A 26,557-nucleotide genomic window follows, 5' to 3' on the forward strand; every position below is an offset into this window, starting at 1 on the left:
TCCCATTCTGTATCACTATTTTTTGCTAAAGTTTTGAACAGTCTCATTAATATGCCTTTTCTTGACCAAAGAAGAAAACGACGATAAATGGTATTCCACAACCCAAAACATTCAGGTAAATCACGCCACGGACAGCCAACACGTAAGCGATAAAGTATTCCTTCTAGTGTTTGTCGATGTTCAAGCTTGTTATAAACTCTATCTTCAAGCAATATAGCTTTTAGTTTCGACCACAGCTCATCAGTGAGCATTAATCGGGGCATGACAATCTCGTTTAGTTTGGTTTTGGCGAAGTGAATTATACGAGATTGTCACTTACGCACAAAATTCAAACAAAGATCAACAGCCCCTAATAATATTTGCATCATAAATGGCTTTTGCTAATACACAATTGCGAGTATTTCCACTTGTTTGTTCTTCTATTACATCTAATATTTCTGTTGGCATTTGCCAGAATTTTGCAATCGTGAATGTTAATTCCGTAGCATATAAACTGATTAAATTTTTAAAAGACTGAGAATTAGGGGGAACATCGGGGTCTACAAAGCTAAATGCTTCAACCATAACTTGAAAAATTACCATTTTTCCTAAATTCAAAATTAATCCAACAAAATAAGCCGTGGCTTCATCGACACTGTCAGGATTTGATTTAATAAGCGCTTTTGAATAAAGCGCCGTTTGTAAGCTGTGCTGCCATATTTTACCGCCAAATTGTTTAAAATAAACATTCGTACTTGGAGTGATTTTTTTTATATAACTCAAAAGCACAGCTTCCATTAACCCCTTCGCACCCATATTCATAAATGCAGTTTTTAAATTTGTTACCTGATTTTCACTACGTTTGTAAATCGCACTATTAGCAGTTTTAATTACATCTGCGGCCATACTTGGCTCTTGCTCAATAACTTCCAGTAACTTATTAATATCAAAGTCATCATTTTTTAACTCTGACATCAAAGTATTTACCGACGATGGCATTACAGGTAATTCATTTAATAACATACTTGGGGATAATAAAAGTAACTCAATCTTTTTAGATACAAAGTCACTAAAAGGATCTTGTATATTTTGTAGTTGTGATTCACCAAATAAATAATTATGAAAATCAGTATCATGCGTATTTAATGGCATAACTTCCTTTTTTACTGATTTTGAAAGTGCTACTTTTTGTTCCAAATTTTCATTAAATGAATGTGATGTTCCAGTACGTGTACGTTCAAAATAATCTAAGTCGGCATGTTTATCTGATTTTGAAAAAGAAGGTAATACAGCGTTTAGAATACTTTCAAACATAAATAATATTCCTTATATTTTTTATCACTGAAGATAATAATAGTCTTATTTTATTATTTATGAAAAATTATGATTAAATATCAAAGCCAATTTTAAACATATATCCCAACAAATTTAGCTGAAATAATACACACGAAATAGCATGATTTCGCTAAATGTCGTGGTTAACCAAGCAATGAATAAGTTATCCCCTTGAACTAAGCATTAAAAAACAAAGAGTTATAATTTTATGCTTTTGGTATTAAATTTGCCTATAGAGTTAGTCTTTTTATTTAAATGGAGATTTTTAATATCTATACTCAAATCACTCCAAGCGGCAGAGTCCGATTGAAAATGACTTAAGCATAGGTGTTGATAATATTATTCATCATGAATTCATTATTAATAGCCCCTTTTTATTTAAATGGGTGTGGCAGTGTTATAAATGAGCCTGAAACGCGTAATAAAATACCAGGAAATCGTGCAATTTGGGTCGGGATTTTTGCTGAAATGACTGAATTTGCAATGTTTTTCATTGTATATTTTATTGCAAAAGCACATTATCCAGAACAATTTTCTCAAGGACCATTACATCTTAATACATTAGCAGGCACATTAAATACCATTGCTTTGATCACAAGTAGTTATTTTGTAGCAAAAGCATTGTTCGCAATACGACAAGGAAATAAAAACCAAAGTATCAAATGGTTATGGGCTGCAGTTTCAGCTGGTGTTTTATATTTAATGATAAAAATATGGGAGTATTATTGGAATTCATCTCATGGGATCCACAGCGATACAAACTCTTTTTATACTATGTATTATTATATGACGTTCAACCACTTACTCCATGTCGGCTGGGCCAGTGGTAGTTTATTATGGGCTATCAAGCAATTAAAATCAGGTTATTATACTCAAGAAAACCATGTTGGCTTAACAGCCATTGCAAGTTATTGGCACATGGTTGATCTTGCTTGGATCATCATTTTTCCACTTTTATATGTATTACGCTAAGGTCACTAAAATGTTTAATTTAAATAGACTGGATATCTCATGGATTATTTTAATGCTTATTACACTTGCAAACGCCTTCATTGCAGAGACTGCTGATCCACATATATTTATCACTGCTGTTATTTGTTTTTCAATTGCCTATAAAGGACGAAGAGTCATGGATCATTTTATGGAGTTAAACTACGCAAATAAAACGATTGCACTTTTAATGCGTAGTTATTTTTATATATTTCCTCTTCTCATATTTTTGACTGATATGTTTTCTGAGCAATTAGCAGAACTCACATCATTAACTTAAAGCTATGTCATTTATTATTATACTGAGCTGAAACCATAAAAATGGGAGCAAGTATATTTTTTGAACTTGATCCCATCAGTTAATTGCAATGATACTGCACTTTAGTATAGAGGTTATTTATCTTTCACACTCTTGCACCTTTAATGCGCATTAAAAAAATAAACTGCGTATTCAGATATTAATCAGTTAAATCGTTTCAATAATAAGTCAAACTATCTTCAAAATTTTGATCTAACTCTTCAAATAAATTATTTATATTTTGATCAAGCTGGTCTACTTTATTTTTATCATCCTCAGAGAGTGTGTTATAACTAGACTGTAAAATATTATCAATCTTTTCAAAGAGCTTATTTGCTTGCTGTGTATTTTCATCACTATCTAAATTATCAAATAATGCATTAAGTGATTCATTTAAGCCTTTTAACTCATTTTTTTGCTGTGAACTCAACTTTGAAGTTAATAAGCCTTCCCTTTGAGAAAATAAACCATCAAGTTCTTCATTTATTTGAGTTTCAAAACCTTTATTTTCAACTTCTAATAAATCATTAATTTTGAGATCTAAATTAGCTAATGTTTCTTGTTCTTTTGGTGTCAGTGACTTTTCAGCAGAAGTGAATATTTCATCTATTTTATCAAATAAGGCATTAATGGTTTTATCTTGGGCAGGGCTTAATTCCTGTTTTTCGAACAACTCATCTAGTTTTTTATAACTTGTATCTAACTCCTTTTTTTGCTCCGAAGATAAATGTGTCATATATATATTATCGACTTTATCAAAGAGTGAATCTATTTGTTGCGTCACTTTACCTGCTTCAGAAATATTTGGTTTATCTGCAATTGACTTAACATTATTTGATTGCGTAGTCTGTGAGTCAGATTGAACTGACTTAACATTGTGTTGTGGTGCAATAACAGCTTGGTTTTGAATTTTCATTATTATTTCCGAAGATATTTTAGATGCTTAAATTACCTACAGATTATCAATAAAATTAGGGGTTGAGTGTATCCATTTGTATCGCTATTTATCATTTTGGTAATGATATTTTAAAACATGCTCCCCCTAATTCACCTTCAATAACTCTGATATTGCCTTTATGTTTATTAATAATAGATGCCACGATAGCCAAACCTAACCCACAGCCGCCAGAGTCTCTAGATCGACTTGGGTCTAGCCGTGTAAAAGGCTCAAAAATACGGTCCGTTTTACCTGGCGGAATACCTACACCATCATCCTGAATTAGAATTACAACATTGAAGTTATTTGAAAGGATCTGTATTTTGCATTTGCTACTTGCAAAACGTCCTGCATTTCGCAATAAATTAATTAACATACGTTTAACTAAATTCTTATCACCTTTAAAGTAAATTTCTTCCCTTGATTGAAATTCAAATAACATTTGATTATAAAAATGTTCAACCTGACCTATTGCACTTAAACATAATTCATTTAGGTTTATATCTTCATTTTGAATTGCTGATTCAGTGTCTTTAATTCTGGCATAATATAAAAGCTCTTTAACCAGCTTATCTAAATCGGCAAGGGAGTCATGCATACTTTTACGTAAACTTCCTTGTTCACTCTCAGGTGTATCTTCTAACATTTCTAATGCAAATTGAATTCGGGCCATAGGGCTTCTAAATTCATGCGCGACCCCATGCAGTAAATCTCTTTGTAAAATCAGCCTAGTCTCATTTTTATCATAGGTTTTAATAATTAAGTTTTGTAACTCTTTAAGGTGATCATATATATCAACATTATTTTGATTAAAATCAAAAGGCAGATTTAAGACAGTTTGTGTTATTTTCTTACGCTGATTTTCAGTATGTGATAAATATAAAAATGCCAAACAGATATTTATTAAAATGGCACATGTCCAGCTAAACCAGTCCGCAATAAAGGTCATCCAATTATTAAATGGTATAGGCCCTAATTCAACAATATACTCATCATCTAATGGGTAATACACCATAGCGGTCTCTAAGTCTAATAATCCAGATTGTGATTGTTTAAGCTTTAATAAGTTAAAGTTTTCCTGTGATAAGTTACCTGAATTACGTGATGAAACAATACATTGGGCTTTATATTGCGCTCCCAAGGTTATAGCTTTATTTTGCCACAATGTATTGTCACTTTGATAAAACTCATCTTTTAAATCTTCTTTAGCAAGCAATAAATAATCAGTGTATTTATTTAGCAGATAGTTTTCTAAGGGGTAATAAACATGAGTATCTAATAGACTCGCTACCACTAAGTTTATGAATAACATGACTGAAATAATAACTGATGTCTTTTTATTGCTAATTAGCAAGTAAATAACCTTTGTTTCTAATTGTTTTAATTATTTGAGGCTCTTTTGGGTCATCTCCAAGTTTTTTTCTTAATCGCGATATTCTTAAATCAATAGAACGATCAAAACCATCAAATTCGAGTCTGAAAATTTCTAAATGTAGTTGATCGCGGGAAATGATATTGCCAGCATTTAGTGCTAAAACCCATAACAAATCAAATTCAGCACTAGTAAGAGAAATATCTAACCCCTGATAAGTGACGATGCGTTTGCGTGCATCAATAATCAATTCACCAGAATTAACAGTTTTAATATCTTGTTGAGAGAATTTATTTAAATTAGATTGTCGTCTAAGCTGTGCACGTATATGTGCTAAAAGAACTCTTGGCTTTATTGGCTTACATAAATAATCATCAGCACCCACTTCTAAACCTGTGACTTCATCAATATCATCATTTAAGGCGGTCAGCATAATGATAGGACCACTAAAGTCATCTCTTGCTTGACGACAAATGGTTAATCCATCAACACCAGGTAACATTAAATCTAATACGATTAAATCAGGTTGATATTTTAAGATACTTTTAACTGCATCCTCACCGTTATGCTCTACTTCAACTTGATATCCATTCATTGAAAGAAATTGCTTAATCAAAGAGGTCAGCTCAACATCATCATCTATTAATAGTATTTTTTCACTTTCTGTCATAGAGACATTCAACTTATTCATATTTGGTTAAATGGATAATAGCGATATACCCAAACCACTTCAAGATGCAGAGTTCAATTGGAATTAGAAGTGCTATAGACACAGGTTGTTATTTTGCAAACATAACCTAAGTACCTCTATCCATGAAAGCAAGACATTGATTAAAAAGGATTCTTTGTCCCTTTAAAAATCAATAATATGCCATAAGCATCTCTAAACCAATTCAGCATTGACTACTGAGAAAATCATGCTCATTGTTACCAACATATATGTTGGCGCATCTTTTTTAAGAATAACGATAAAAAAGGTGCGCCTGAAACATTAATGACTCAGTAGCCCTAAATGCTCATTTTAAAGTCGCTTGGATATACCATCAAAACATATTCAATGGCATAACACTCACTAACAAATGGCATTAACTATTTTTTATACATTGTAAAAACATAATTTCATTAAACTGACGCGCAAATTGGTACCTTAAACGTTTTTCTTTTTTATCATCTGCCGATTTAAAAACATCTCCTGTCCCTTTCATTGCTTTAAGGCCACATCGATTTTTAAGTTTATCAAAATTTTTATTTTCAAAACCTGGAATCGTCTGTTTTCGACCAAGCGTCATATAAAGCCTATAATCTGAGTGTGATTTTGCAAAATCAACGGCCTGCATTACCTTACTCAAACTATCCGATGGCTCATTTTTAATTGGCTTTGATATCTCAGTACCACAACCAGCTAGCATAACCACTAAAAAGGCGACATATTTTTTCATTTCATTATTCCTTTAAATCTAGCCCTGCCAAGACCAATGAATAATAAGCTTAATAAAAACCCTAAACTTCCACCAGATGACTTTTTACTCTCATCAGTTGTTGATTTCTTTTGTACTGTAATAGAAACGCTACCTGAGCTAATACCTTGATTTGTATCTGTCACTTGATAAGTCAAAGTTTCAGCGCCAGTAAAGCCCGCTTTTGGTGTATAAACCAGTTTGTTATCTGATATTGAAATTTTTCCCGTGCCGGTGTAATTAAAACTTTTTACTGTGAGGGTATCATTATCTATATCGGTGTCATTTGATAAGACATCAATTACATTGGCAGATGACCCTTGTATCACACTTACAGTATCCGCTTTTGCTATGGGTAAATCATTAATAGAAGACACCTGAACTTTAATAACAAAAGCATCGCTTTTGAGCTCACCTTTTTTGGCCTGTGCATTAATAGTCAATAAACCATTAAAATTAGCTAATGGCGTTATTTTTAATCCGTCAAATGTATAATTGTCACCGGATTTAACCTCTAAACTATCAACTGTTAAATTATTGGAAAAGACCAAATCAGATGCTTTTAGCGTAATACTGGTGTCTTCAGCAAAAGTTAATTCTTTTTGTCCTGTAAATATAGGCTTCGAATTAATAGTTACATCAGCATTAATTTGAAAATCTCCCTTGTTAATCGCAAAGAAAATATTGTCACTACATTTTACTTTTACTCTCGCTTTTTCTGTGAAACTTGCTCTGAGCCATCGTTTGGTGTACTAGTGGCTAAGTTTTTCGTAAAGCTCATACCTGAATCTGTAGATAATAAAATATCAACTTTATTACACGAGACGGGTGCTTGTTCTGTATTGGCTGTATTCCAAGTTATCAGGTTATTCGTGCCCGTCCAGCGAGTAGATACACTCGGTTCCGAAACTTTAAAGCCAGCTTCATTAGTTACAACATTTATTTTAACTGCTTTATCTGCAATATTGCCTTTATTATCTCTAACCACTAATCGAAAGTTCATTTCTCGCGTCGTTGTTGGTAATGTTTCTCCATATTCTGAGTTATTAGACAAAATATCACCTAATTTTGGAAAAGTACGGCTGGCAGTATTTTGTGGGGAAAATGTTCTAAATAAAGGACGTTTACCATCATCAGTATTATCATCACTTTTATTATTTGTTTGCCCACCTAAATCATACTGCTCCCAGCTATAACTCAATGTATCATTATCAGCATCAGTTGCCTGACCTGTTAACGTAAAAGGCGTTCTTGCTGGTATGGTAAAACTAGCATCTGTACTTACACTCGGTGCTTGATTTGACTTAGGCGTATTTGTACCACAGCTACCTGCTTTAGAGATAAATGATGAAATTTGATCTATAGAGTGAATATGAAAAAACGGATCTGAGTTATTTTGCAGGTTTTGCGCTTCACATATGCCTGCATATCCCATAATTGTGGTTGCACTACCTGGTTCGTACGCACTTAATGATTCTCGATTTCCTTCACAGGAACCTGCCGCACCATTAAAGGTATGATCGGCACCAAATTGGTGGCCTATTTCATGGGCAACATAATCTATATGAAATGCATCTGCTGTTGGGCTGTCACTACCTGTCAGTCCTTCTGCTTTTGTTTCAGAACAAACAACTTCAAACCCTGCTAGTCCCCCTCCACCAGTGCCAACAATATGACCAATATCATAATTAGCATTACCAATTGCATTATTGATAACCTGTGAAATTGCATCAATGTCTTCATCAGTATTTTTAAAAGGGTCACTATTTTTGTCGGTATATATAATCGTGTCATTATTAGCCACCAGCTCAAGCTTTATGGCTAAATCTCTTTGATAGACTTCGTTAACACGGTTTAATAATGTCACTAACGCTGCTAATGTACTTGCTTTTGTACCACCATGAAATTCACTATATTCACCGGTTGTGGCAATAGCAATTTTATATGTTTTCATTTGCTGTGTATTTTTAAGGCGTACTTTTTCAGAATGAGTACGTGCTGATCTTAAAGTATTTTTACGAGGGGCCAACCTTTTCCCTAAAGCTGATTTACTAATAGGTAGTGCATTTTTTCTAAAGTAACTCTGGTATTGAAACTGATCATCTCGGCTTTTAGGTTCAATAAAAACCTTATCCCCTTCATAATTAAAAACACCATGAAAACCACTTGGGGTGATATCAAATCGACCATGATGTTCAGGGTTGCTTACTTGGTAACCCGAAAATGTTCTTATGTTTGGATATTTTTGGGCAAGTTCAGGGCTCATTACACTTGATAGTTGCAATTTAAATTTTTCAAACTTCCCATCTGGTAGCGGTAAGTCAAGTATAAAGCTTTCACCATTAACGAGAAGGTGTTCAAGAGAATCAAAATTTAATCTAAATTGTGAAGATTTAAGCGCTTTACTATTAATACGTTTTACATCTACAACAGCAGCATTTTGTATCGCAGACCAATTTGTTTTTTTAAACGTATGCATATCTTGTGCTTGGGTAGTATTAGCGCCCAAAATACTTAACATGACAATACTTGTGTACAACTTCTTCATATAAATCTCCGATGAGTATTAGCTTACATCTTGAGTTTATCGAGTATGAAGTCGTTTTGGGGTAACAGTTTGTCCTTGCTTTGTATCACGGTGGATACAAAGTTATTATTTACTTTTTTATAATACCAACCTTAGTTTTTCAGATAATAAATCTGCATCTTTTATGATGGGTGAGTGCTTAGAGATCGCAATGTAACTGCTCATACTTTTATTATAGTGATAAGAGAAACTTTCAATTTATGTTTAAAACGTATTCTTTCAATAATGGGATTAATAGACTCTTCTCTGCCTAAAAATGTATCTATACGCCCTTTCAATAACATGCCAATTAATTGCTCTATTGTACTAACCTTAACTTTAATTAAAGTTGCATCATTATCAAGTTGATCGAAATATGCTGCTCCTCTCAACAAGCCAATTCTTAAATCTTTATGCTTGATACGTTTCAACATTTTTTCAGAAATAGATAATATATAAAATTTAATCGGATAAACTTGTGTAAAAATTGCAGGCTTTAAATATGTTGCTAGTTTAATCTTACCTAATATTTTGGCATAGGAATTTGATGAAAAAAGGATAAACATCACAATAAAATATGGCGAATTCATGGAGCAGACTCACAAAGCAAGATATTTAAATAGATTTACAGAACTTTAACATACTGGAATATGCTAGTAAGTTTATCAATTAGCCCAGTTTATACCAAAACCAATTTGGCGCTCTTCTGACAAAGCGCTTTTATTGTCCGCAGTCAGAACATATTGTTTGTTTAATAGATTATTAAGCCATAAACTGATTTGAAAATTTTCCGTAATGTCGTATATGAATTTTGAATTTATTACCGTTATTTTTTTTAATACTTGCTCACCGAATGCAATCTTATTTTTTTTAAACCTATGTTTCACCGATAGTACCCCTCGATAACTATTAGTTTGGTAATCGAGTTTGATTTGTATTTTGTTTGCTGATATATCGTTAAGATAATTACCTTTTGAATCTTCTGACGTTAAATAATGTCCAAGAAACTGATATGTTAGATTCCGATAAAGATCACCTGACAGTCTAAATTCAAGCCCTTTGATATAAGCATTTCTAACATTTTTATAACTCCTAACATTTTTACCTATTTGAACTCTTTCTATATAATTTTTTACGTTATTTTTAAATAGTGAAGCATCAAAAGAAGTCGTATTAGCTTGATAGCTTAATTTAGACTCATAATTTATTGAAGTTTCAGGTATTAAATTCCGATTACCCAAGGTTTTCCCTCTGCCTGTAGTACCTGTGTAAAACCGCTCTGACAAAGTTGCAAACCTAAAACCTTGACTGACCGAAGATGATAATTGCCAATTATCAAAGAAGCTAAAAGCAATACTTGAATAACCCGTTAACTGATTATCTGAAAAGTCACTCTCCTGCTTTTGTTTTATAAAGTTATACCGCATTCCTGTACTTAACATGAAATCACTTAACTTTACATTTACATTGCCAAAAATGCCTGCTTGATACTGATCTGCAGCTAAGTTAAGCCCTTTCTTTATTGAGTTTTTACTCACTTTTATTTCTTGCTCTTTCGCAGTAACATTTTTTCGATATTCTTGATCTAAACCAAAAGACCCAGACCAGCCATTAAAATTAAAGTGACTATTAATGTTTGCAGTAAAATCTGTAGATTGTGTGTTTACTTCATTTCGACGTTTATTAAATCTGATTATTTTTGTTTTTAATGCTTGTTTATGAACTGCTAAGTTTAACGCCCATGTTGATGCTGTTAATCCAAACTGGCCTAAAATATGTGTTTCTTTAGGGTATGATGTGTTTTTCTTTAATACAAAGTCATCTGAGTTTGCTTTACCGATATCATGAGCATAACTTGGCAATAAAAATGCGTAAGCCTTAATGCCATCAAGAACGTCAAACCTAGTCATAAGACTTGCCGAAGTCTGCTCAAAGTGTGAATTAAGGTTTTCCCCCAAAGGGGTCTTTTTATTCTTTTCTTTTTGATGACTCATTGCAAAAGAAAAACCATCATTCCCCCATGCAGCTTTATTTGTAAAAATATCGCCTGAATACTCATAGCTAGAAGTGGCACTAAGAGATTGGAAAAATTTCGGTTTCATTTGTACAACGCCCCCGATGGCACCAGAACCATAAAACGTTGCACCTGCACCTTTAATAATTTCAATTTCATCAATAAAAAAAGAATCTATAAAAGAAGTAGAGCTACCAGCGCTACGTTCACTATTGAGTGTAATACCTGAAAGTTGAGTTTGAACACGAAAGCCCGATAAACCACGGACTGAAAAAACTTGGAACTTCCCGCCTTGACCATTTAAGTCAACACCCGCTGTAGTTGAAATTAATTCTGAGAAAGTATTGCTTGGATTAAGTGTTTCATCTAAATATATATAGTCATTACTAAATATTTCAGAATACGCTGCGCTATGTTTCTTCCCTACGATTTCAATTGACTCTACATTGTTAATCCCTGCGACTTGATTTATTTCACCGCCGTGCCCTATAAACGGTAAAAAAATTAAAGAACCAATAATGCAAATAAAAAACTTCATATAGTGACAACCTAAAAACATAAAACACAGCGTATTCGGTGCATAAACTATCAATTTAGAATCACTTTATATATAAACCAAATGTACCAGTTTGTATCAAACCGATAGTTTTAGGATACAAATCACTACACAAGTTATGTTGCCAAAAAGTTAACAACAAGTAACATTTGCGAGCAAGTAATTTGAGAAATAAAACTCATATAACTAACTTGAAGTGAAAAAATAATGAAATCTTTAACTTTACTATTAGGTCTTAGCTTGACAAATATGGCCTATGCAAAAACTTATACGATAGAGGATGTGACACTTGAGAATTATAGTTGGATAGGTAATTTACCTGAGAATAGAAAAGTTAAAGTCATTAACCATTTTGGTAATATCAGTTCACGAATTAGAAGTGAAGATAACATTGGTGTGTCAGCTTCAATTCAAAAAATAGGGCCAGATCCCGCCATCCCCAAGTTTGATATACAAGAAACATCTAAATTTACGATTATCACAGTGCAATACCCTCAAGGGCAATTTGATGAAGAGGGTCATTTTATTGGCAGGGTTGATATTGCAGTGACAATTCCTGAAACCGTTAGTATTGAAATGGAATCAACTTGGGGAGACATTAAGTCAAAAAAACACTTCTCAAATCTATGGGCAAAAACAACATCAGGAGACATCGATTTAGGCTCCGTCGGTGAATTAAATGCCTTTACGACTTCAGGTAACATTACATTAGATCATTACAATATAAACTGGCATAACAATCAAAATGTTATAACAGACAGCGGTAACATTAATTTCACTCTTGCAAAGCAAGCAAATATTAATATTCAAGCATCTGCAAAATCTCTCACGAGCAACTTCAACCAAAATAATATTATTTCAAATAAATATATTTCATCATTTTCATTTGATCTTAATCACGCAAATTCCTCTATCAATTTAAGTGCGCCAAATGGACATATCAATATTAAATTAATTGAAAAACCCCATGGCGGCTATATCAGTTTACCCGGAAATTTCAAGGGAGACATAAGAGACTTGCCAACTGTTGTACCTTGGAAACCAGGCGATCCTATTGTTGAAAGAAATGATAGGAATTATCAAAAGAAACAATAGTTCCTCACTTATATAAAAATAATGACAAGAATTAGTTAAATTTTTTAGCGGGTTTGCCCCTGTATAAAAATGAAACTAAAAGTGGTGCTCGCCTGTAAATTGACGGATCAAGCGTTGATGGTGGGAAGCCTGTTGCAAAGTGTGCACTAAATTTATGTAAAATCAGGTATTAAACAATGAAATATAATGACAATAAAATATCTAAAATTGCAAAATCTGTAAACAAAATTCTGGGCTCTTCAGCCTTAGTGATGATGTTTTCAGGACCTGCATTAGCGACAAATAAACCAGTACTAATAAACGATAGCCAAATATTACAAGAATTTAAAGGCGCTCAATTAATGGATACTGTTTCACCTGAATTTTTTGCAGGTGATGTGCGAGACTTAGAAACAATTTCACCTTGGACAGCAGGCGATCCGGTAAAATCAATACCTCGCAGAATTTACCCTAATTTCAATAAAAGCCCCTTAACTACTCCTATAAACACAGTGACAGGTAATGATGATCATTTAGTTCACTTACAAAATGATGCTCAAAACACCTACTCACGTGCTGTTAACGATGGTTCAGTTAATATTGATGGTATTGCTTTTACAGGTGTTAATCCGGCAGACCCCACAGGGACGGTTGGCAAAAACCATTACATTCAATCTATTAATGGCAATTCTGGCGCTTTATTTTCTATCTTTGATAAAGCAACGGGAAATAAAGTGTCAGGCCCAACAGCCATGTCTACTTTAGCAACAAATTTATGTAAAAATGCTTTAGGCGACCCTATCGTATTTTATGATGAAACAGCACAACGTTATGTCATGACAGAGTTTAGTAATCAAACTGGTCGCAGCTTATGTGTTTATGTATCAAAAACTGATAATCCTGTATCCGGTGGTTGGTACGCATATGAATTTCAAGCCCCTGAATTTCCAGATTATCCTAAATTTGGCCGTTGGGGAGATTCTTATTATATTGGCACAAATGAAAGTGCAGGCCCAGGTATTTATGCGATTGAACGTAGCAAATTACTCGCTGGCCAAACAGCAAGAATGCAACGTAAAACCGCACCAAAGCTTGCAGGTTTAGGCTTTCAAATGATGGTACCTGTTGATGTTGATACGGTATCAGGACCAGATGCAAATGCACCGGGTTTATTTATTCGCCAAAATGATGATGAAATAAATAATAAAGGCAGTAACAATGCTAGCCAAGATTATATTGAGTTGTGGACATTTAAGCCTGACTATAACAACAGCGCTAATACACAATTAGCAGGGCCAATTAAGATTGCTATCAGTGAATTTGATTCTGATGTCTGTACTGGCGGCGCGCAAGGCTTTGGTTGTTTAAAACAAAAAGGGTCAACTAAAACTTTAGACCCTGTTCGTGAAGTCGTTATGTATCGCGCACAATATCGTAAATTTGCCGCACATGAGTCAATTGTTGGTAACTTTGTGCATGATGCAGGTTCAGACAGAGCTGGCATTCGTTGGTTTGAGTTAAGAAAAGTTGGTTCAGGTAGCTGGGCACTTCACCAAGAAGGTACATATGCACCATCGGGTACTGACAATCGCTTTATGGGCTCAGCAGCTATGGATGGTAGTGGTAATATTGCTTTGTCATACCATATTGCAGGGGTTGATACCTATCCAGGCATTAATATGACAGGTAGATTAGCATCTGATACAAATGGCACTATGACACAAACTGAAAAAGTACTTGTTGCAGGCACAAGTCATATTGCCAGTGATAGAAATGGTGATTATAGTCATTTGTCAATTGATCCAGTTGATAACTGTACATTTTGGATGACCAGCGATTACGGTAAAGAAGGTGGAAAATGGGCAACAAGTATGTGCAAATACGTCATTAAAACCGATTTCAATTACAACAACTGCAACTGGTGGCTTTAACAAACCCATTAATTTTGCATACGCTAACCTACCGACAGGATTTACAGGCAACTTTTCTACCAACCCTGTAACACCAGGTTCAAGCTCTAATGCAACAGTTTCTGTTGGAAATATTAATACAGGTAGCTATAACTTTAAAATAAATAGCACAGCAACAGGTGTTTCAACACAAGCACTTGATGTTGCAGTAACAATTGCCAACAAACCAGCAAGTGTTAATTTGGAAACCCCAACCTCTGGCGCTTCAAATACCCCTATCAGACCCACATTTAGCTGGCAGACACAAAACTCTGTTACTTCATATCGTATTGAAATTGCGACAGATAGTTCGTTTAACAATATTGCAGCAACAGGCACTGTAAATAATGGAACTAATTATCAACCCTCTGCAGATCTTGCTGTAAATACTACCTACTACTGGCGCGTAAGAGCTGATAATGGATGTGGTAATACTTGGTCATCTACTGCTACCTTTACAACATCAGCAGCTGCAAGCTCTTCAACATTAATAAAAGGCACTGCAAAAACAAACTTAGCAAGTGATTCCGGTACTGAGAAAGCCTTTACTTTTGATGTACCAGCTGGTGCTTCAAAGTTGACTTTCAAAACTTCAGGCGGTTCTGGAGATGTTGATCTTCATGTGAAATTTGGTCAAAAGGCAACAAGTAGTACATATGATTGTCGTCCATATAAACCAGGAAATACTGAAACTTGTGCAATTACTAACGTACAAGAGGGTACTTATCACGTCATGCTAAAAGGGTATGAAACTTATGCTGGTGTTTCGTTAATTGCTGACTATGATACTGCGCCAGGTTCTTCAAATACGATTGATGAAACAGGTTTAGCGGGCACTGCTTCAACTAAGCTATATCGTACAATTACAGTACCTTCAGGTATGAGTTCACTCAATGTTGCTCTATCGGGTGGTACAGGTGATGCTGATTTATACGTGAACTTTGCTAGTAAGCCAACAACAAGTACCTACAAATGTCGTCCATTCCAACCAGGTAATACTGAAACTTGTACGATCAATAACCCTGAAGCTGGGCAATGGCATATAGGTGTATTTGGATATGAAACTTTTGCTGATATTAAATTAACAGCAAGTTCAAAATAACTTCTGGATGAAGTATACCCATATCGCACTTTATTAATTGGGTATAACAACCAAGCCGCAGCTACCCACTGCGGCTTTTTTATTTTATAGTTTTAAACTTAAAAACCAGATCCTGGCTGTTTTAAAAATTCAATTTCTGCATCTGTTGATTCTCGGGATAAAATTTGATTTCTGTGAGGATACCTTCCAAATTTTTCTATTATGTCCCTATGTTTTATTTCAAAATCATAGTTAGACTCAATACCATTTTTTTTGTATAAATCTATCGCTACATTGTGTATTTTTAATGATTCACTGTGCATAAATGGAATATATAAAAAGCTCCTTTCAATCGCACTTAGCGCTTCATCAGCTTTAACATCTATTGCTTCTTGTGCTAATACAAGTGCTAACGAGTCACTGGCAAATGACTTTGGTGTATCACGAAACATATTACGTGAAAACTGATCAAGTACAATAATCTCAGCTAATCTTCCTTTAGGCGTTTTTCGCCACTCATAGAGTTCACAATTCATTGCACTGTGATGTAATGCTAAAAACTTGCTTTTAATAAGTTGATCAAACGCTAAATCTTTAACCCACCATTTTGACGAGTCAATTTCTTCAAACCAAAATTTTAAAACTGCTTGATGCATGGTTAATCCTTAATATAAGAGTCACTTTTATGTAAATACAATAACGCAGACTTTCTAGATTCAAAAATATGCTCTGGATTTATTTTATCAAGCAATTTGATTTTATTAAAATCTTCACGGACACGCTTACATATACTTGCCAATAAAATATCTCGTCCCTGATTTTGATAGCTTAAAATAATTTCTTCAATTGCAATTGTACTGGTTATACCAACAAACCTTGCATCGGTAAAATCTATTAATAAAGTTTTTTCTTGATCAATCTGCGAAACACTTTGTTTTAACCCCCTCGCAACACCAAAACCAATCGGACCTGAAATATTCAATAATAATACTGTATCTTTCATCGATTTTAATAAGGAATGAGTATCATCTGATAGTTGTTCTATATCTTGTTTTGTTAGTAGTTTTAAATTATCTAACTGGATTTCAGATAATCGCCTAATCGTTACTAAGTTTGCAATAAACACCCCTATCAGTACAGCTGTTACCAAATCAATGGTCACTGACATCAGCATAGTCGACACCATTAAAACCACACTGAAAATTGGAATTTGATGAATTCGTTTTAGGAAGTTCCAATCAATAATATTGATGCCAACATTTAATAAGATTGCTGATAGTACAGCTGTTGGTATAAAAGCCGTATATTCACCCGCCCAAAATACAATAACAAGTATAAATAACGCATGCAACATACCAGACAAAGGTGTGATCCCTCCTGCACGTAAATTTGTAACCGTTCTCATCGTTGCACCACCACCCGGTAAAGCACCAAAGAAACCTGCAATCATATTACCTATGCCTTGGCCTACAAGTTCCTGATCTGAGTTATGTAACTCATTGCTTATACTATCAACAGTTAAAGAAGTCATTAAGGAGTCTAAAGTACTTAAGGTTGCAATTAATAATGCAGACTTAATCATTTCACTCGCTAATTCATTATCCCAAATTGGAAACGTTAACGACGGCAACTCACTACTAATTGCACCAACAACAGGTAATTGAATATCTGAAAAAATAAAAAATAATGTTGCACCAACGAGTGCAATTATGCTGGAAGGAATCACTAAGTTAAGTTTTTGAGGCCAAAGCATTAACAATAATAAGCAAGCACCGCCCAATACGGTATTTGCATTCACCAATGTTTCAAAAGAAAGTTGTAATTGTAAAAACGATGAGCCAAATAATAGCTCTACTTGAGATAAAATAATTAATATGCCAATACCTGAGGTAAAGCCTGAAATCACAGGATAAGAGACTAATGTGAAATATTTTCCAAGCTTTAGCAATCCAAATAGTATTTGAAACAGACCTGCTAAGCTCACAACAGTGAAAGCCGCAGCAATGCCATGCTCTGGCGACAAAGAAACAAACTGCGTTAATATCGCAGCCATTGCAACGGTTAAACCAGTATTTGGTCCAGATATTTGCTGATTAGTACCACCAAATAATGAGGCAAAAAAACCCGTTAGAATTGCACAATAAATACCCGCACTCGCCCCCGCTCCTGAAGTCACACCAAAAGCTAAAGCAAAAGGTAGCGCAACAATGGTAGATGTGAGTGCACCAAAGATATCACCTTTAATGGTATGTCGGCTAAAATGTGAAAGTGAAAGCATAAAGACCTTTTAATAGCTGTGTTTTACGATGTAAATGATGAGAACAAACTGTAAAGTGTACACATTAATAAAAATAAGTGGTTCTCAAAAAAATAACGCCACCTTTTCTGACACAAGTGACAGGTTATTTTACTATAAAATTTATTAATTAAAAATATCTTTTAAATAATTAAGATCTTATCTCTCATATTCATATCTAACTGCTAAGCTTATTGAATAATAATTAGAGGCTTAGATATTGCGTATTTTACTGTTTATATTATTTATTATTTCATACCCTATACATGCATCTATTTATAAATGTAAAGTTGATGATGTACTCAGTTTTAGTCAATTCCCATGCAGTAAAGACGCTGTTGAAATTATAGTCAAAACATCGGCAACTTCCTATGAAGCTGGATTTAGGAAAAATACGATATATAGCCGGACTGTTATCGATGCGCTCGTACAATTAAAACAAGTAATCATTGATCTTAAAGAAAACAAGTTAAAAAAACGCCTGCTTCAAAAGCAATTAAAAAATAAAATTTCACAGCTAAATAATCGAGCAAATAAAAATTTAGGTGAGTTTAACCATCAGGAATTAGAAGACAATAAAAGTGAAATAACGTCTCAGTTCACTAAGCAAATAAAAATGACACAAGATACAATAGATTCACTTGTGCATTCAAAATCGAGTATTTTATATAAAATTAATTCTCAAGATAATATCTTAGAGTTTGAGCAACATTTTTCATCTAACGCGCAATCACATGTCCAGCAAATTGAGAACATTTTACAATCCCATGAAATACATTCAAAGATTAAGCAACAACAAGATAATTTACGTTTATTTCAACTCAATTTAAACAATGAACTGGCACATGCCAAAAGACAATCACAACTATCAAATGACCCTGCGTCTTTTGAAATTAAATCAACCAATATAAAAAACAAATATAACGAGAAAATACGCTTTGCTAACAACAAAATAAGTGACTTGCTTAAAGAAGAAAAGCTACTTTACAAATCAAACTAATCACTGATTTTAGCTCGATAAAATGGGTGAATAATGCAAAATTTTTTAAAGTTAATACCAAAAGTAAATGATAATATATTTATTTCTAAGTAATTGTAATAACTGATTTTTAATCCTAAAAACAAACTTGATACTCTTAAGTATTTCTCTTTTTTAATGCAATTTAGCCAGCCGTAATAATCTTTGCCAATCGCCGTTGGGCTTAATAAATAATTTAATTTCGCATTATCTAACATATTTTGTACGTAGGTATTACTATTTGGTCCTGGCCAATAAAAGTAATTATATTTATTTTTATAATCTGTTACTGATAATAGAATAGTTTGCTTGAGTTTAAATGCATCACTCCCAGTAAATACAGTTTCAAGCCTGCTCTTGCCTGAGCCGACACCACTGTCATACGATAATAAATTTTGATGTAAATGACCCCAACTTGTTTTACAACAATCTTTTTTTTGCCAAACTTCCCACCTGTTCTTTTGCCCATTTTCAATGATCACAAACCAAAAGTGATCTGCAATTAATTCTAAGTATGGAATTTTAGCCGATCTTAATTCGATGATTAAGTTATTGCTATTAGGCATTAATGCTCCTTTATTAATTTTTATCTTGATAATGACAACTCGTATCCCTATATCTCATAATATGAATAAAAATACTTCACTGCAAAAAAGCATTTTAACTGCTTTCATATTTGTCATTTTTTTATGGTTAATAAAAGCATATGAAACTTATTTTTTTGTTGAGTTATATCAATTAGGTGTAAAACCTCTAAATACTTCTGGTTTAATTGGCATTATAACCGGACCTTTGATCCATGGCTCATGGCAACATGTCATAGGAAATTCATTACCACTCATATTACTAGGCGGTTTTTTACTTTATGGCTACCCAAACTCTCGCTGGTGGGCTATTGGTATAATCTGGCTGGTTTCAGGTTTTGGCGTTTGGTTATTTGCCCGAGATAGCTTTCATTTTGGTGCAAGTGGTTTAACACATGGGTTATTTTTTTACTTATTTATAGCCGGTATCATTCGTCGAGATAAACGTTCCAGTGTTTTACTCATGATTGCTTTTTATATGTATGGTTCTATGATCATGACGATTTTACCCACAGAACAAGGTATTTCTTATGAATACCATCTATTTGGCGCACTGGCAGGCATAATATCAGCAATATTATTTAGAAAGTGGGATCCAAAATTAAAAGAGAAGTCCTATTCTTGGGAAAGTCCCGACGATGAAGATTTAATTGGTGATGAATGGCAAAACCAAGACAATAAACATGACTAAATTAAAAAATAAATAATTTCAAACAACAAAAAACCCGCCTTGTTATATCAACATTGCGGGTTTTTAAATACATATAATACAAAAATTATACGATTTCTAATAACTCAATATCAAAAACAAGCGTTGAATAAGGTGCAATTGAAGCACCTGCACCACGTTCACCGTATGCTAGATCTTGAGGAATATATAAACGCCATTTTGAACCAACAGTCATGATTTGTAATGCTTCAGTCCAACCTTTAATAACGCCACTTACAGGGAATTCAGCAGGTTCGTTACGCTCAACTGAACTGTCAAATACAGTACCGTTGATTAAAGTGCCGTGGTAATGAGTACGAACTGTAGACTCAGCTGTTGGGATTTCGCCTTCACCTGTTGTGATTACTTCATACTGTAAACCTGACTCAGTTACAGTCACTTCAGTACGCTTAGCATTATCTTCTAAAAATGCAGTACCTTCAGCAGCAAGTTCTTTTGCTTCAGTAGCACGACGCGCTTGAATTTCAGCATTGATTTCTTCAAAAGCAGCTTGAATTTCTGTTACTTCAACTTGAAATTCAGAACCAGTGAAAGCGTCTTTCATACCTTCAAAAACCAAGTTAAGGTTTAAACCTTCAAAAGGATTACCTTTTAATTGCTCACCCATTTGTAAACCAATACCGTAGCTTGCTTTATCAGCATTTACTTTAAATTTTTCAGACATTTTTCTCAAATAACCTTAAGATAAGTTAAAAAAATGATGCAACAAAGATGCATCTTGCTCAATTTTATCATATATATCAGATAAACAAATCCTAATCCTGACCTGAATTAGATGTATTTTTTAAAATAACAAACCGAAACAGCTCATAACAGATAGGCAGCGCCAAATATAAACATAAATAAAAAGGGGAATATAATAAATCTAAAGGCATTGCTTGCTTAGTTAATACAATTGCAGTGATCACAGCCAATCCACAAATTGATACAAACCAACTACATGCCCTCGGAAATTCTTTTTCGTATTTATTAATTAAATGTGCAATCAAAGCGATATAAATTAAACTGTAAAACTGAGCGCCAGAGTTTTGTGCGGCTGCATCATCAATCATTTTAAATACATTCGTAAATCCCAAATAATAAAATAAACTAAAAGCACTCCAAAGTAATAATTTTACACTCATTTTAACTTGCATTGACTTTGTTAAACCTCAAACACATAAAATAAAAAGCGAATTCTACTTAATTAATTCAATTTGTCATTAATAATAAACATACAAATGTTATTGATATCTTAATGCAACTTACGGTTAGTTATAAAAACCACTGGATACTGTATATAAAAACAGTATAATGCAGAGCTATATTATTTATCTCTTATTTTAAGGCTCAAAAGGATATTTAAATGAATACAAATGACGAGTTAAAAGATCTTATGGCGTATATACCCCTCACTCCTGTACATGTAGCAAACTTTACTCAGTCACCTGTTGAATCTGTAAAAGATTGGTGCTCACCAAAGAAGTCAAAAAGATATAATGTCATGCCTTTAAATAAATTAAAGCAATTAAAATTTGAAATAATCAATAGTCGATAGATTGATACATTACGTATAAACCAAGCATGGCTTAAATATTCTTTAAAAACCTGACTAAACCTGAAATATGGTATTTCATACTTTAGTTTCAAGGTATGCCAAAAACAAAATTGTCAGCAGTCAATAAAGATTGATAAAAACTTTGCTATATCTTATCTCTAAGAATCTTATCGCCAACTAACGCTTGATTGTAGTGGTACAGTCATTTTGGCCACCTAGCTAGGTTTTTCTTCTGATTGAAGAGCTACTTTTTAAAGCTCTGTCTTTTCTAATGAAGATGCTTTAATAAGCTCTTTAATAACAGGCTGTAATTCACTTCCTTGTAAGCCTCCGTTAGCTTGGAGTACACACAAACCAAATAGACCAGCAGCTAAGTATGTGCTTTGAGCAGTTGAATCATTAAGCTTTGTTATTGCTTGAGTGATACTTAATGCTATTAATTTATCAGCTTCTGATGGATTTGAAGAAAGATTTATTTTACTCAATACATTTAATAACGATGATGATATATCGACACTTGTATTTGTTGTTTTTGCATAAGTAGCAGCTTGTAGACATGTATTTCCCTTTGAGTCTACCATAGCGCCATTGTATTCAGCACTCCATATAAAAAGAGTTGATCTATTGGTGCCTGCTTCCATCAAACTTTTAAGGAGTTCGCGGTCTTCAAGTATTTTCGACCCAATAGAATTTGTATTTTCTAACGATTCTTCATATGTTTCAAAAAAGTGTGCCGTTCCCTTATTATTTGAAACAACATCACCATTTTTATCTATTGAGACATATGCTAAACCTGGCTTTTCATCTCCATTGACCATTTCATGAATGCTACACCCGCTAAGAATTAAACTAATAATTAGTACTAAATGTATTTTTATCATCATACTCTCCTTTTATGACTGAAAACCTAACGAGCCTGTAGAATTACTCGTTTTAAATTAATATTTTTCAATCGAAACACTCTACTGATATTAAATTGTTTTAACAATCAAAAACGTTTACGTTTTTGCTGATTTTTTATTTTTATAACTAGAATGAAGATAGTGGTGGTATTTATTAATAAAAAGGACGTATTTAAATGATATTTAGGGTGCTTTCGTGAGTTTTATCTTTAATGCAGGCTATTTCTAAGCTTTTCTATGTTATGAACTAAACAGTACATTTGCCACTGAGCATTCACTTTATCTTGTCCTCGCAAGGTGAACTTATTCATGTCTTTATTGGCTGTGATATTGCCGCATTTTATCTGTATATGGCGGTGTTTTTAATTCACTGTCATTTAAAAATTGAACTTGTAAGCTTGTTAATCGAGTTTAAGATAACCAACCTAAAAATACGGTTCTGAGACTCCTCCCTCTATTAGATGAGTGTAAATGGACTCAGTAAACTGTGTTATGCATTTTGTGAAAAATATTACTATTCGTTGATGGGTGTTTGAGATATTGTCCAAATATTTTGGCTACTCAAATTTGCATACATAGTATAAATATTAGCGGGAAATATTATTTCTGCGGCACTTTCAATCCATAAACTCTCCATCACTGCTGATTGAGGAATGTTACCAAAAGTAATCCAATATGAAATATCAGGCGTAAACTGCGAAGTTGTATTTGGATTTGCTGTCATCCCAAAAGCTGGGTTGTTACTCATGGTAATTCCGATACTTGCTGAATTTGTAGGAATATTTATATTGACAGCATAGGTTAGGGTTCCAGAAGAAGTGCCTTGTGTCGCGGGATTGGGATCAAAGTAATAACCATAATCATTCATTTTTAATTCGGTGAAGTTTTCTGTTGTTAAATTTGCAGAAAGTACTTGGTTAGCAGTTCTTAATGAGATTAAAGACTTAGTTGCTGGAATAGATTCTGCACTCCACATAAACCCATAAGACGTATCATCCCAGTTAAATGTATTAGAAACACCAATATTTGTGACATAACTAAACCAAGCAAGTGATTCCCATGAGTCTTGTTTACTATTTTTTTGAAATAAGCATGCATCACCTGGTACGGAAGAGTTATTTGTAAATATAACCTTGTACAAAGCCATTTATAATTCCCTTATTATAACGATACCTCTAACAAACATTTTTATTATTTTCATTCGAGATATATAAAAAACATACCTAATTTTTTTAATAAGCTATATCACTTACGCCACTTAAAAATAAACTTAATTGGATAGTTTATATATAAACACTACAGATAAAATAATGAGAACCTATTTTTATATAGACTCTCATTATTATTAACTTAATAACTTGTAGTACGCATTTTTAGTACAAGTTATGGCTCTAAATCACGCTTTGCGTAACTTAGCTACTGATGTATGCTCATCAAGTTCTCTCGCACTCAGTTGTGATACTTCACGTAACTTCATTCTTGAAGTATGTGCAGTAAGTTCACTAGAATTAAATTGTGATACTGTCCAAGTATAATCAGCATTTAATGTTACATACATAGTATAAACATTTGCAGGAAAGCTCACAGCAGCAGCCGCAGTCATCCAAGCTGATGTCATAACTGCAGACTCTTTAATATCGCCAAAAGTTATCCAATATTCTGGATGAGGAGTAAAGGTTTGTGCTGTATTAGGATGAGCAGCTTGCATGAAAGCACCATTACCACTCATAGTGACACCCGTTGAATAAGTTTGGTCTGGAACTTGTGGGTTTATATCAATTTCAAGTGATCCACTTGTGCCATTAGTTTGATTTATGAACTGACCACCATATTCATTTTGGGCAAATTCAATTTTATTATTCGATTGCAACTCAGCAGAAACTAATCCTTGCGCCTCAAATTGAACACCGGGAACCAAAGTACCTGACTCAGTCCATTGAAAGCCATAATCTATAGTCCAATCAAAAGTAGCACCAGTACCTGGGTTAGTACCTTTTACAAACCAAGACACTGAATCCCATCCAGTTGGCGCAGTTTGATAAACACAGACATTTCCGCCTGCGCTAGCGTTGTTTTGAAAGATTATTTTATATTCTTGACTCATTTTAAGATCCTTTATTAAATAAAAAATATAGTGTCAGGTCCTGTATCTTGCATATTCAAAGTTAACCGAATTGAACTCTCACGGCTAGACAATGCAAGTCCGGCTCTGCGGTTTTCATTATTAAATTAAATAAGCAACTCACTTATTTCAAACTAATGCACCTCCTATTCAGTGCATGCAAATACTATATCAAAGTCGAATGAAACCATCGGCGTCAGTTTGGTGTCACCTCAGTGTCACCTCGGGCTCACTTAGCTTGTCTTATAATTAAGACTGTGATCATTATTAATTGAAGTCCATAATGATATTTTTTGAATTTATTACAAAATTAAAAGGTAAGGATCTTTATAAAACCTGAAATATAAAACCTTATTGATTATTTTTATTGGTTGGCTTGATGAGCATAAAAAGTGGAGCAGGAGCATTTAAAATGAGCATGCTTATCGAAGGTAATAAATTTAAACATAGCTCCGATAAGGCCACAAATCTTGTATCCAGTAATTAAAAAACGATATTATTTCCTCAATAAGTGCAGTTCAATTTATATGTCCATTAGCACATAAATTTTGTTGAGCCAGCTCTCTAGGATTATGACCAGCTAACGCTTTTAATTCTAGGTTTAATACAGGTATATTCAATAATGTTTGGCACCAACTATTAACTTCTTGTTCAACCTCAGGTAAAAAAGTTAACACTACAACAAATGGCCTATCAGATAACGCAACTATCATCTGTATGATGCATAATATCAAACTCTCTTTAGCCCAATGTAAATATTCCAAAACTAGAAGTATTGGTCCCTGCTCTGTTTCTAGTTTATCAAGACATGCCTTACAAATTCTATTTACTCTCAGTTGCGGATTGTGCTGTTGCAGCATGGTATTGTGTAATGACCCTACTTGAAGGATCTCATAACCACATAGTGAAGTTAAAGCATGAAACCAGGGAAGATTTTGATCATGCAATATGCTTTGCCTGAAACTGGTAAAGCCTTGTTTTTGTGCCACATCAATAAACTCACCAACTAAACGGGTTTTACCCATATTTGCCAAGGCACATACAGATATTAAATGTAATTTATGTGACTGTATCGTGTGTTTAAGGCAGATATTAAACAAATCTAGCTCAAACTGTCTGCTAAAAGTAAATACGTTAGATCCTCGAATTTGCTCAGGCATATTCTGCTTTGTTGTATTACAGCCCACAGTCAATGACTCCAAACTACACTGAAAGAATTCAGAAATACTCAACGCTGTACGTAATAGAATTTTTTTACCCGTTTCAACCCGCTTAATAGTTGATAATGCAATATTGAGTCTTTTTTCACTACACTGCATCGCCATTTCAAATTGGCTCAAGCCTAAATTTCTACGTAGCTTTATTACAAGCTCATGATTAAGTTGTATTTTTCCATGCATTTTAACTTCCCTCACAATCGTTTCTCGCATTAAAGTGATGGTTCTATCCTTAGCTTTAGTCCCTAACTATAAATATTAGATAGGCCTAGAACCGTTTTATGATAAAAATATTACGCTTTATTACATGCGGTAAACTCAGGGAAAGTATCATAATTGATTAAGTTACTATCTGAATCTTCCAATCTATCTAAAAGATCATTTCTATTGATATTTAAAACTAAGCCTTCTCGAACTATTGAGCCAGTTATGGCGTTTAATAAAAAAGAAAGAAACAAAGCGTAAGATTTATTTTTGAAGTCCATGCTATATCCTTAATATTTTAAATTATTGAAGGTAATTTGATTCGAAGTTAAGTTTAAA

Annotated in this window: 28 protein-coding genes and 1 pseudogene; 8 read left to right on the forward strand and 21 right to left on the reverse strand. The window is 33.6% G+C overall.

Features of this window, described 5'->3' with window-relative positions; all coding sequences use genetic code 11:
* Positions 1–263, reverse strand: a 263-nt coding sequence (locus BM088_RS15600; protein WP_177208070.1) for a transposase, incomplete at its 3' end; no start/stop codon positions are given.
* A gap of 76 nt (positions 264–339) precedes the next feature.
* Positions 340–1,293 carry an HDOD domain-containing protein gene (locus BM088_RS15605; protein WP_091986245.1) on the reverse strand — a complete coding sequence of 318 codons (954 nt, stop codon included), beginning with the start codon at positions 1,291–1,293 and terminating at the stop codon, positions 340–342.
* Between the two features lie 369 nt (positions 1,294–1,662).
* On the opposite strand from BM088_RS15605, the gene BM088_RS15610 reads away from it, so the two are divergent.
* The gene (locus tag BM088_RS15610) at positions 1,663–2,286 is read left to right on the forward strand and encodes a cytochrome c oxidase subunit 3 family protein (protein WP_218156534.1); all 624 of its coding nucleotides are present in this window, start codon (positions 1,663–1,665) and stop codon (positions 2,284–2,286) included.
* Positions 2,287–2,296: 10 nt separating this feature from the next.
* Positions 2,297–2,584, forward strand: coding sequence for a cytochrome C oxidase subunit IV family protein (locus BM088_RS15615; protein ID WP_091986250.1), 288 nt, complete (start codon positions 2,297–2,299; stop codon positions 2,582–2,584).
* Between the two features lie 196 nt (positions 2,585–2,780).
* Here the strand turns inward: BM088_RS15615 and BM088_RS15620 are convergent, their stop codons facing one another.
* The 8 genes from BM088_RS15620 to BM088_RS15655 form a co-directional block, all read right to left on the reverse strand.
* Positions 2,781–3,518 (reverse strand): hypothetical protein, encoded by a 738-nt coding sequence (locus BM088_RS15620; RefSeq protein ID WP_091986254.1) that lies wholly within the window; start codon positions 3,516–3,518, stop codon positions 2,781–2,783.
* 91 nt (positions 3,519–3,609) lie between these two features.
* Positions 3,610–4,893, reverse strand: coding sequence for a sensor histidine kinase (locus BM088_RS15625; protein ID WP_091986258.1), 1,284 nt, complete (start codon positions 4,891–4,893; stop codon positions 3,610–3,612).
* Positions 4,883–5,581: a response regulator gene (locus BM088_RS15630; RefSeq protein WP_091986273.1), complete on the reverse strand. Its 699-nt coding sequence runs from the start codon at positions 5,579–5,581 to the stop codon at positions 4,883–4,885. The genes BM088_RS15625 and BM088_RS15630 overlap by 11 nt, the downstream gene beginning before the upstream one ends.
* A 415-nt stretch (positions 5,582–5,996) precedes the next feature.
* Entirely contained in the window at positions 5,997–6,350 is a 354-nt protein-coding gene (locus tag BM088_RS15635) for a hypothetical protein (RefSeq protein WP_091986277.1), read from the reverse strand.
* Positions 6,347–6,919 (reverse strand): Ig-like domain-containing protein, encoded by a 573-nt coding sequence (locus BM088_RS15640; protein WP_091986281.1) that lies wholly within the window; start codon positions 6,917–6,919, stop codon positions 6,347–6,349. Before BM088_RS15640 ends, BM088_RS15635 begins: the two co-directional genes overlap by 4 nt.
* A gap of 152 nt (positions 6,920–7,071) precedes the next feature.
* On the reverse strand, positions 7,072–8,916 hold the full coding sequence (locus tag BM088_RS15645) for a reprolysin-like metallopeptidase (RefSeq protein WP_091986284.1): 1,845 nt from the start codon (positions 8,914–8,916) through the stop codon (positions 7,072–7,074).
* Between the two features lie 200 nt (positions 8,917–9,116).
* Positions 9,117–9,524, reverse strand: a complete 408-nt coding sequence (locus tag BM088_RS15650; RefSeq protein ID WP_091986287.1) for a hypothetical protein — start codon at positions 9,522–9,524, stop codon at positions 9,117–9,119.
* 75 nt (positions 9,525–9,599) lie between these two features.
* Positions 9,600–11,486, reverse strand: a complete 1,887-nt coding sequence (locus BM088_RS15655; protein ID WP_177208071.1) for a TonB-dependent receptor domain-containing protein — start codon at positions 11,484–11,486, stop codon at positions 9,600–9,602.
* A gap of 225 nt (positions 11,487–11,711) precedes the next feature.
* Between BM088_RS15655 and BM088_RS15660 the strand changes: the two genes are divergently transcribed.
* From BM088_RS15660 to BM088_RS15670, 3 genes are all read left to right on the forward strand, one after another.
* Complete coding sequence (locus tag BM088_RS15660) at positions 11,712–12,599, forward strand: DUF4097 family beta strand repeat-containing protein (protein WP_091986294.1); 888 nt, start codon at positions 11,712–11,714, stop codon at positions 12,597–12,599.
* A 176-nt stretch (positions 12,600–12,775) separates the two neighbouring features.
* Positions 12,776–14,509, forward strand: coding sequence for a hypothetical protein (locus BM088_RS15665; RefSeq protein ID WP_091986298.1), 1,734 nt, complete (start codon positions 12,776–12,778; stop codon positions 14,507–14,509).
* A complete protein-coding gene (locus tag BM088_RS15670; RefSeq protein ID WP_091986301.1) occupies positions 14,430–15,629 on the forward strand; it encodes a PPC domain-containing protein in 1,200 nt (399 codons plus the stop codon). Before BM088_RS15665 ends, BM088_RS15670 begins: the two co-directional genes overlap by 80 nt.
* Before the next feature lie 98 nt (positions 15,630–15,727).
* Here BM088_RS15670 and BM088_RS15675 read toward each other — a convergent pair whose 3' ends face one another.
* Together BM088_RS15675 and BM088_RS15680 are read right to left on the reverse strand one after the other, a co-directional pair.
* Positions 15,728–16,264, reverse strand: coding sequence for a DUF924 family protein (locus BM088_RS15675; protein ID WP_091986305.1), 537 nt, complete (start codon positions 16,262–16,264; stop codon positions 15,728–15,730).
* Between the two features lie 2 nt (positions 16,265–16,266).
* On the reverse strand, positions 16,267–17,886 hold the full coding sequence (locus tag BM088_RS15680) for a SulP family inorganic anion transporter (protein WP_091986309.1): 1,620 nt from the start codon (positions 17,884–17,886) through the stop codon (positions 16,267–16,269).
* A 238-nt stretch (positions 17,887–18,124) separates the two neighbouring features.
* On the opposite strand from BM088_RS15680, the gene BM088_RS15685 reads away from it, so the two are divergent.
* Positions 18,125–18,904, forward strand: a complete 780-nt coding sequence (locus BM088_RS15685; protein ID WP_091986312.1) for a hypothetical protein — start codon at positions 18,125–18,127, stop codon at positions 18,902–18,904.
* On the opposite strand, the gene BM088_RS15690 is transcribed toward BM088_RS15685, so the two are convergent.
* Positions 18,901–19,488 (reverse strand): DUF3750 domain-containing protein, encoded by a 588-nt coding sequence (locus tag BM088_RS15690; protein ID WP_091986315.1) that lies wholly within the window; start codon positions 19,486–19,488, stop codon positions 18,901–18,903. The two genes, BM088_RS15685 and BM088_RS15690, sit on opposite strands and share 4 nt — an antisense overlap.
* Here BM088_RS15690 and BM088_RS15695 point away from each other — a divergent pair.
* Positions 19,463–20,197, forward strand: a complete 735-nt coding sequence (locus tag BM088_RS15695) for a rhomboid family intramembrane serine protease (protein ID WP_245763842.1) — start codon at positions 19,463–19,465, stop codon at positions 20,195–20,197. The genes BM088_RS15690 and BM088_RS15695 overlap by 26 nt on opposite strands.
* A gap of 85 nt (positions 20,198–20,282) precedes the next feature.
* Here the strand turns inward: BM088_RS15695 and bamJ are convergent, their stop codons facing one another.
* Positions 20,283–20,900, reverse strand: coding sequence for a BamJ family beta-barrel-assembly machinery protein (gene bamJ / locus BM088_RS15700; protein ID WP_091986319.1), 618 nt, complete (start codon positions 20,898–20,900; stop codon positions 20,283–20,285).
* Positions 20,901–20,991: 91 nt separating this feature from the next.
* A complete protein-coding gene (locus BM088_RS15705) occupies positions 20,992–21,372 on the reverse strand; it encodes a hypothetical protein (RefSeq protein ID WP_091986324.1) in 381 nt (126 codons plus the stop codon).
* 209 nt (positions 21,373–21,581) lie between these two features.
* On the opposite strand from BM088_RS15705, the gene BM088_RS15710 reads away from it, so the two are divergent.
* Entirely contained in the window at positions 21,582–21,773 is a 192-nt protein-coding gene (locus BM088_RS15710) for a hypothetical protein (RefSeq protein ID WP_091986329.1), read from the forward strand.
* Positions 21,774–22,024: 251 nt separating this feature from the next.
* Here the strand turns inward: BM088_RS15710 and BM088_RS15715 are convergent, their stop codons facing one another.
* From BM088_RS15715 to BM088_RS15740, 6 genes and pseudogenes are all read right to left on the reverse strand, one after another.
* On the reverse strand, positions 22,025–22,654 hold the full coding sequence (locus BM088_RS15715) for a hypothetical protein (protein ID WP_091986333.1): 630 nt from the start codon (positions 22,652–22,654) through the stop codon (positions 22,025–22,027).
* Positions 22,655–22,884: 230 nt separating this feature from the next.
* Positions 22,885–23,010, reverse strand: a pseudogene (locus BM088_RS27910) (transposase); the annotation flags it as partial.
* Positions 23,011–23,189: 179 nt separating this feature from the next.
* A complete protein-coding gene (locus tag BM088_RS15725; RefSeq protein WP_091986339.1) occupies positions 23,190–23,822 on the reverse strand; it encodes a hypothetical protein in 633 nt (210 codons plus the stop codon).
* Positions 23,823–24,071: 249 nt separating this feature from the next.
* Positions 24,072–24,779, reverse strand: coding sequence for a hypothetical protein (locus tag BM088_RS15730; RefSeq protein WP_091986342.1), 708 nt, complete (start codon positions 24,777–24,779; stop codon positions 24,072–24,074).
* 536 nt (positions 24,780–25,315) lie between these two features.
* A complete protein-coding gene (locus BM088_RS15735) occupies positions 25,316–26,197 on the reverse strand; it encodes a helix-turn-helix transcriptional regulator (protein ID WP_143085097.1) in 882 nt (293 codons plus the stop codon).
* 110 nt (positions 26,198–26,307) lie between these two features.
* Positions 26,308–26,499: a hypothetical protein gene (locus BM088_RS15740; RefSeq protein WP_091986350.1), complete on the reverse strand. Its 192-nt coding sequence runs from the start codon at positions 26,497–26,499 to the stop codon at positions 26,308–26,310.
* Between the last annotated feature and the right edge of the window lie 58 nt (positions 26,500–26,557).

The organism is Pseudoalteromonas denitrificans DSM 6059 (genome assembly GCF_900112265.1).
Lineage (GTDB): Bacteria > Pseudomonadota > Gammaproteobacteria > Enterobacterales > Alteromonadaceae > Pseudoalteromonas > Pseudoalteromonas denitrificans.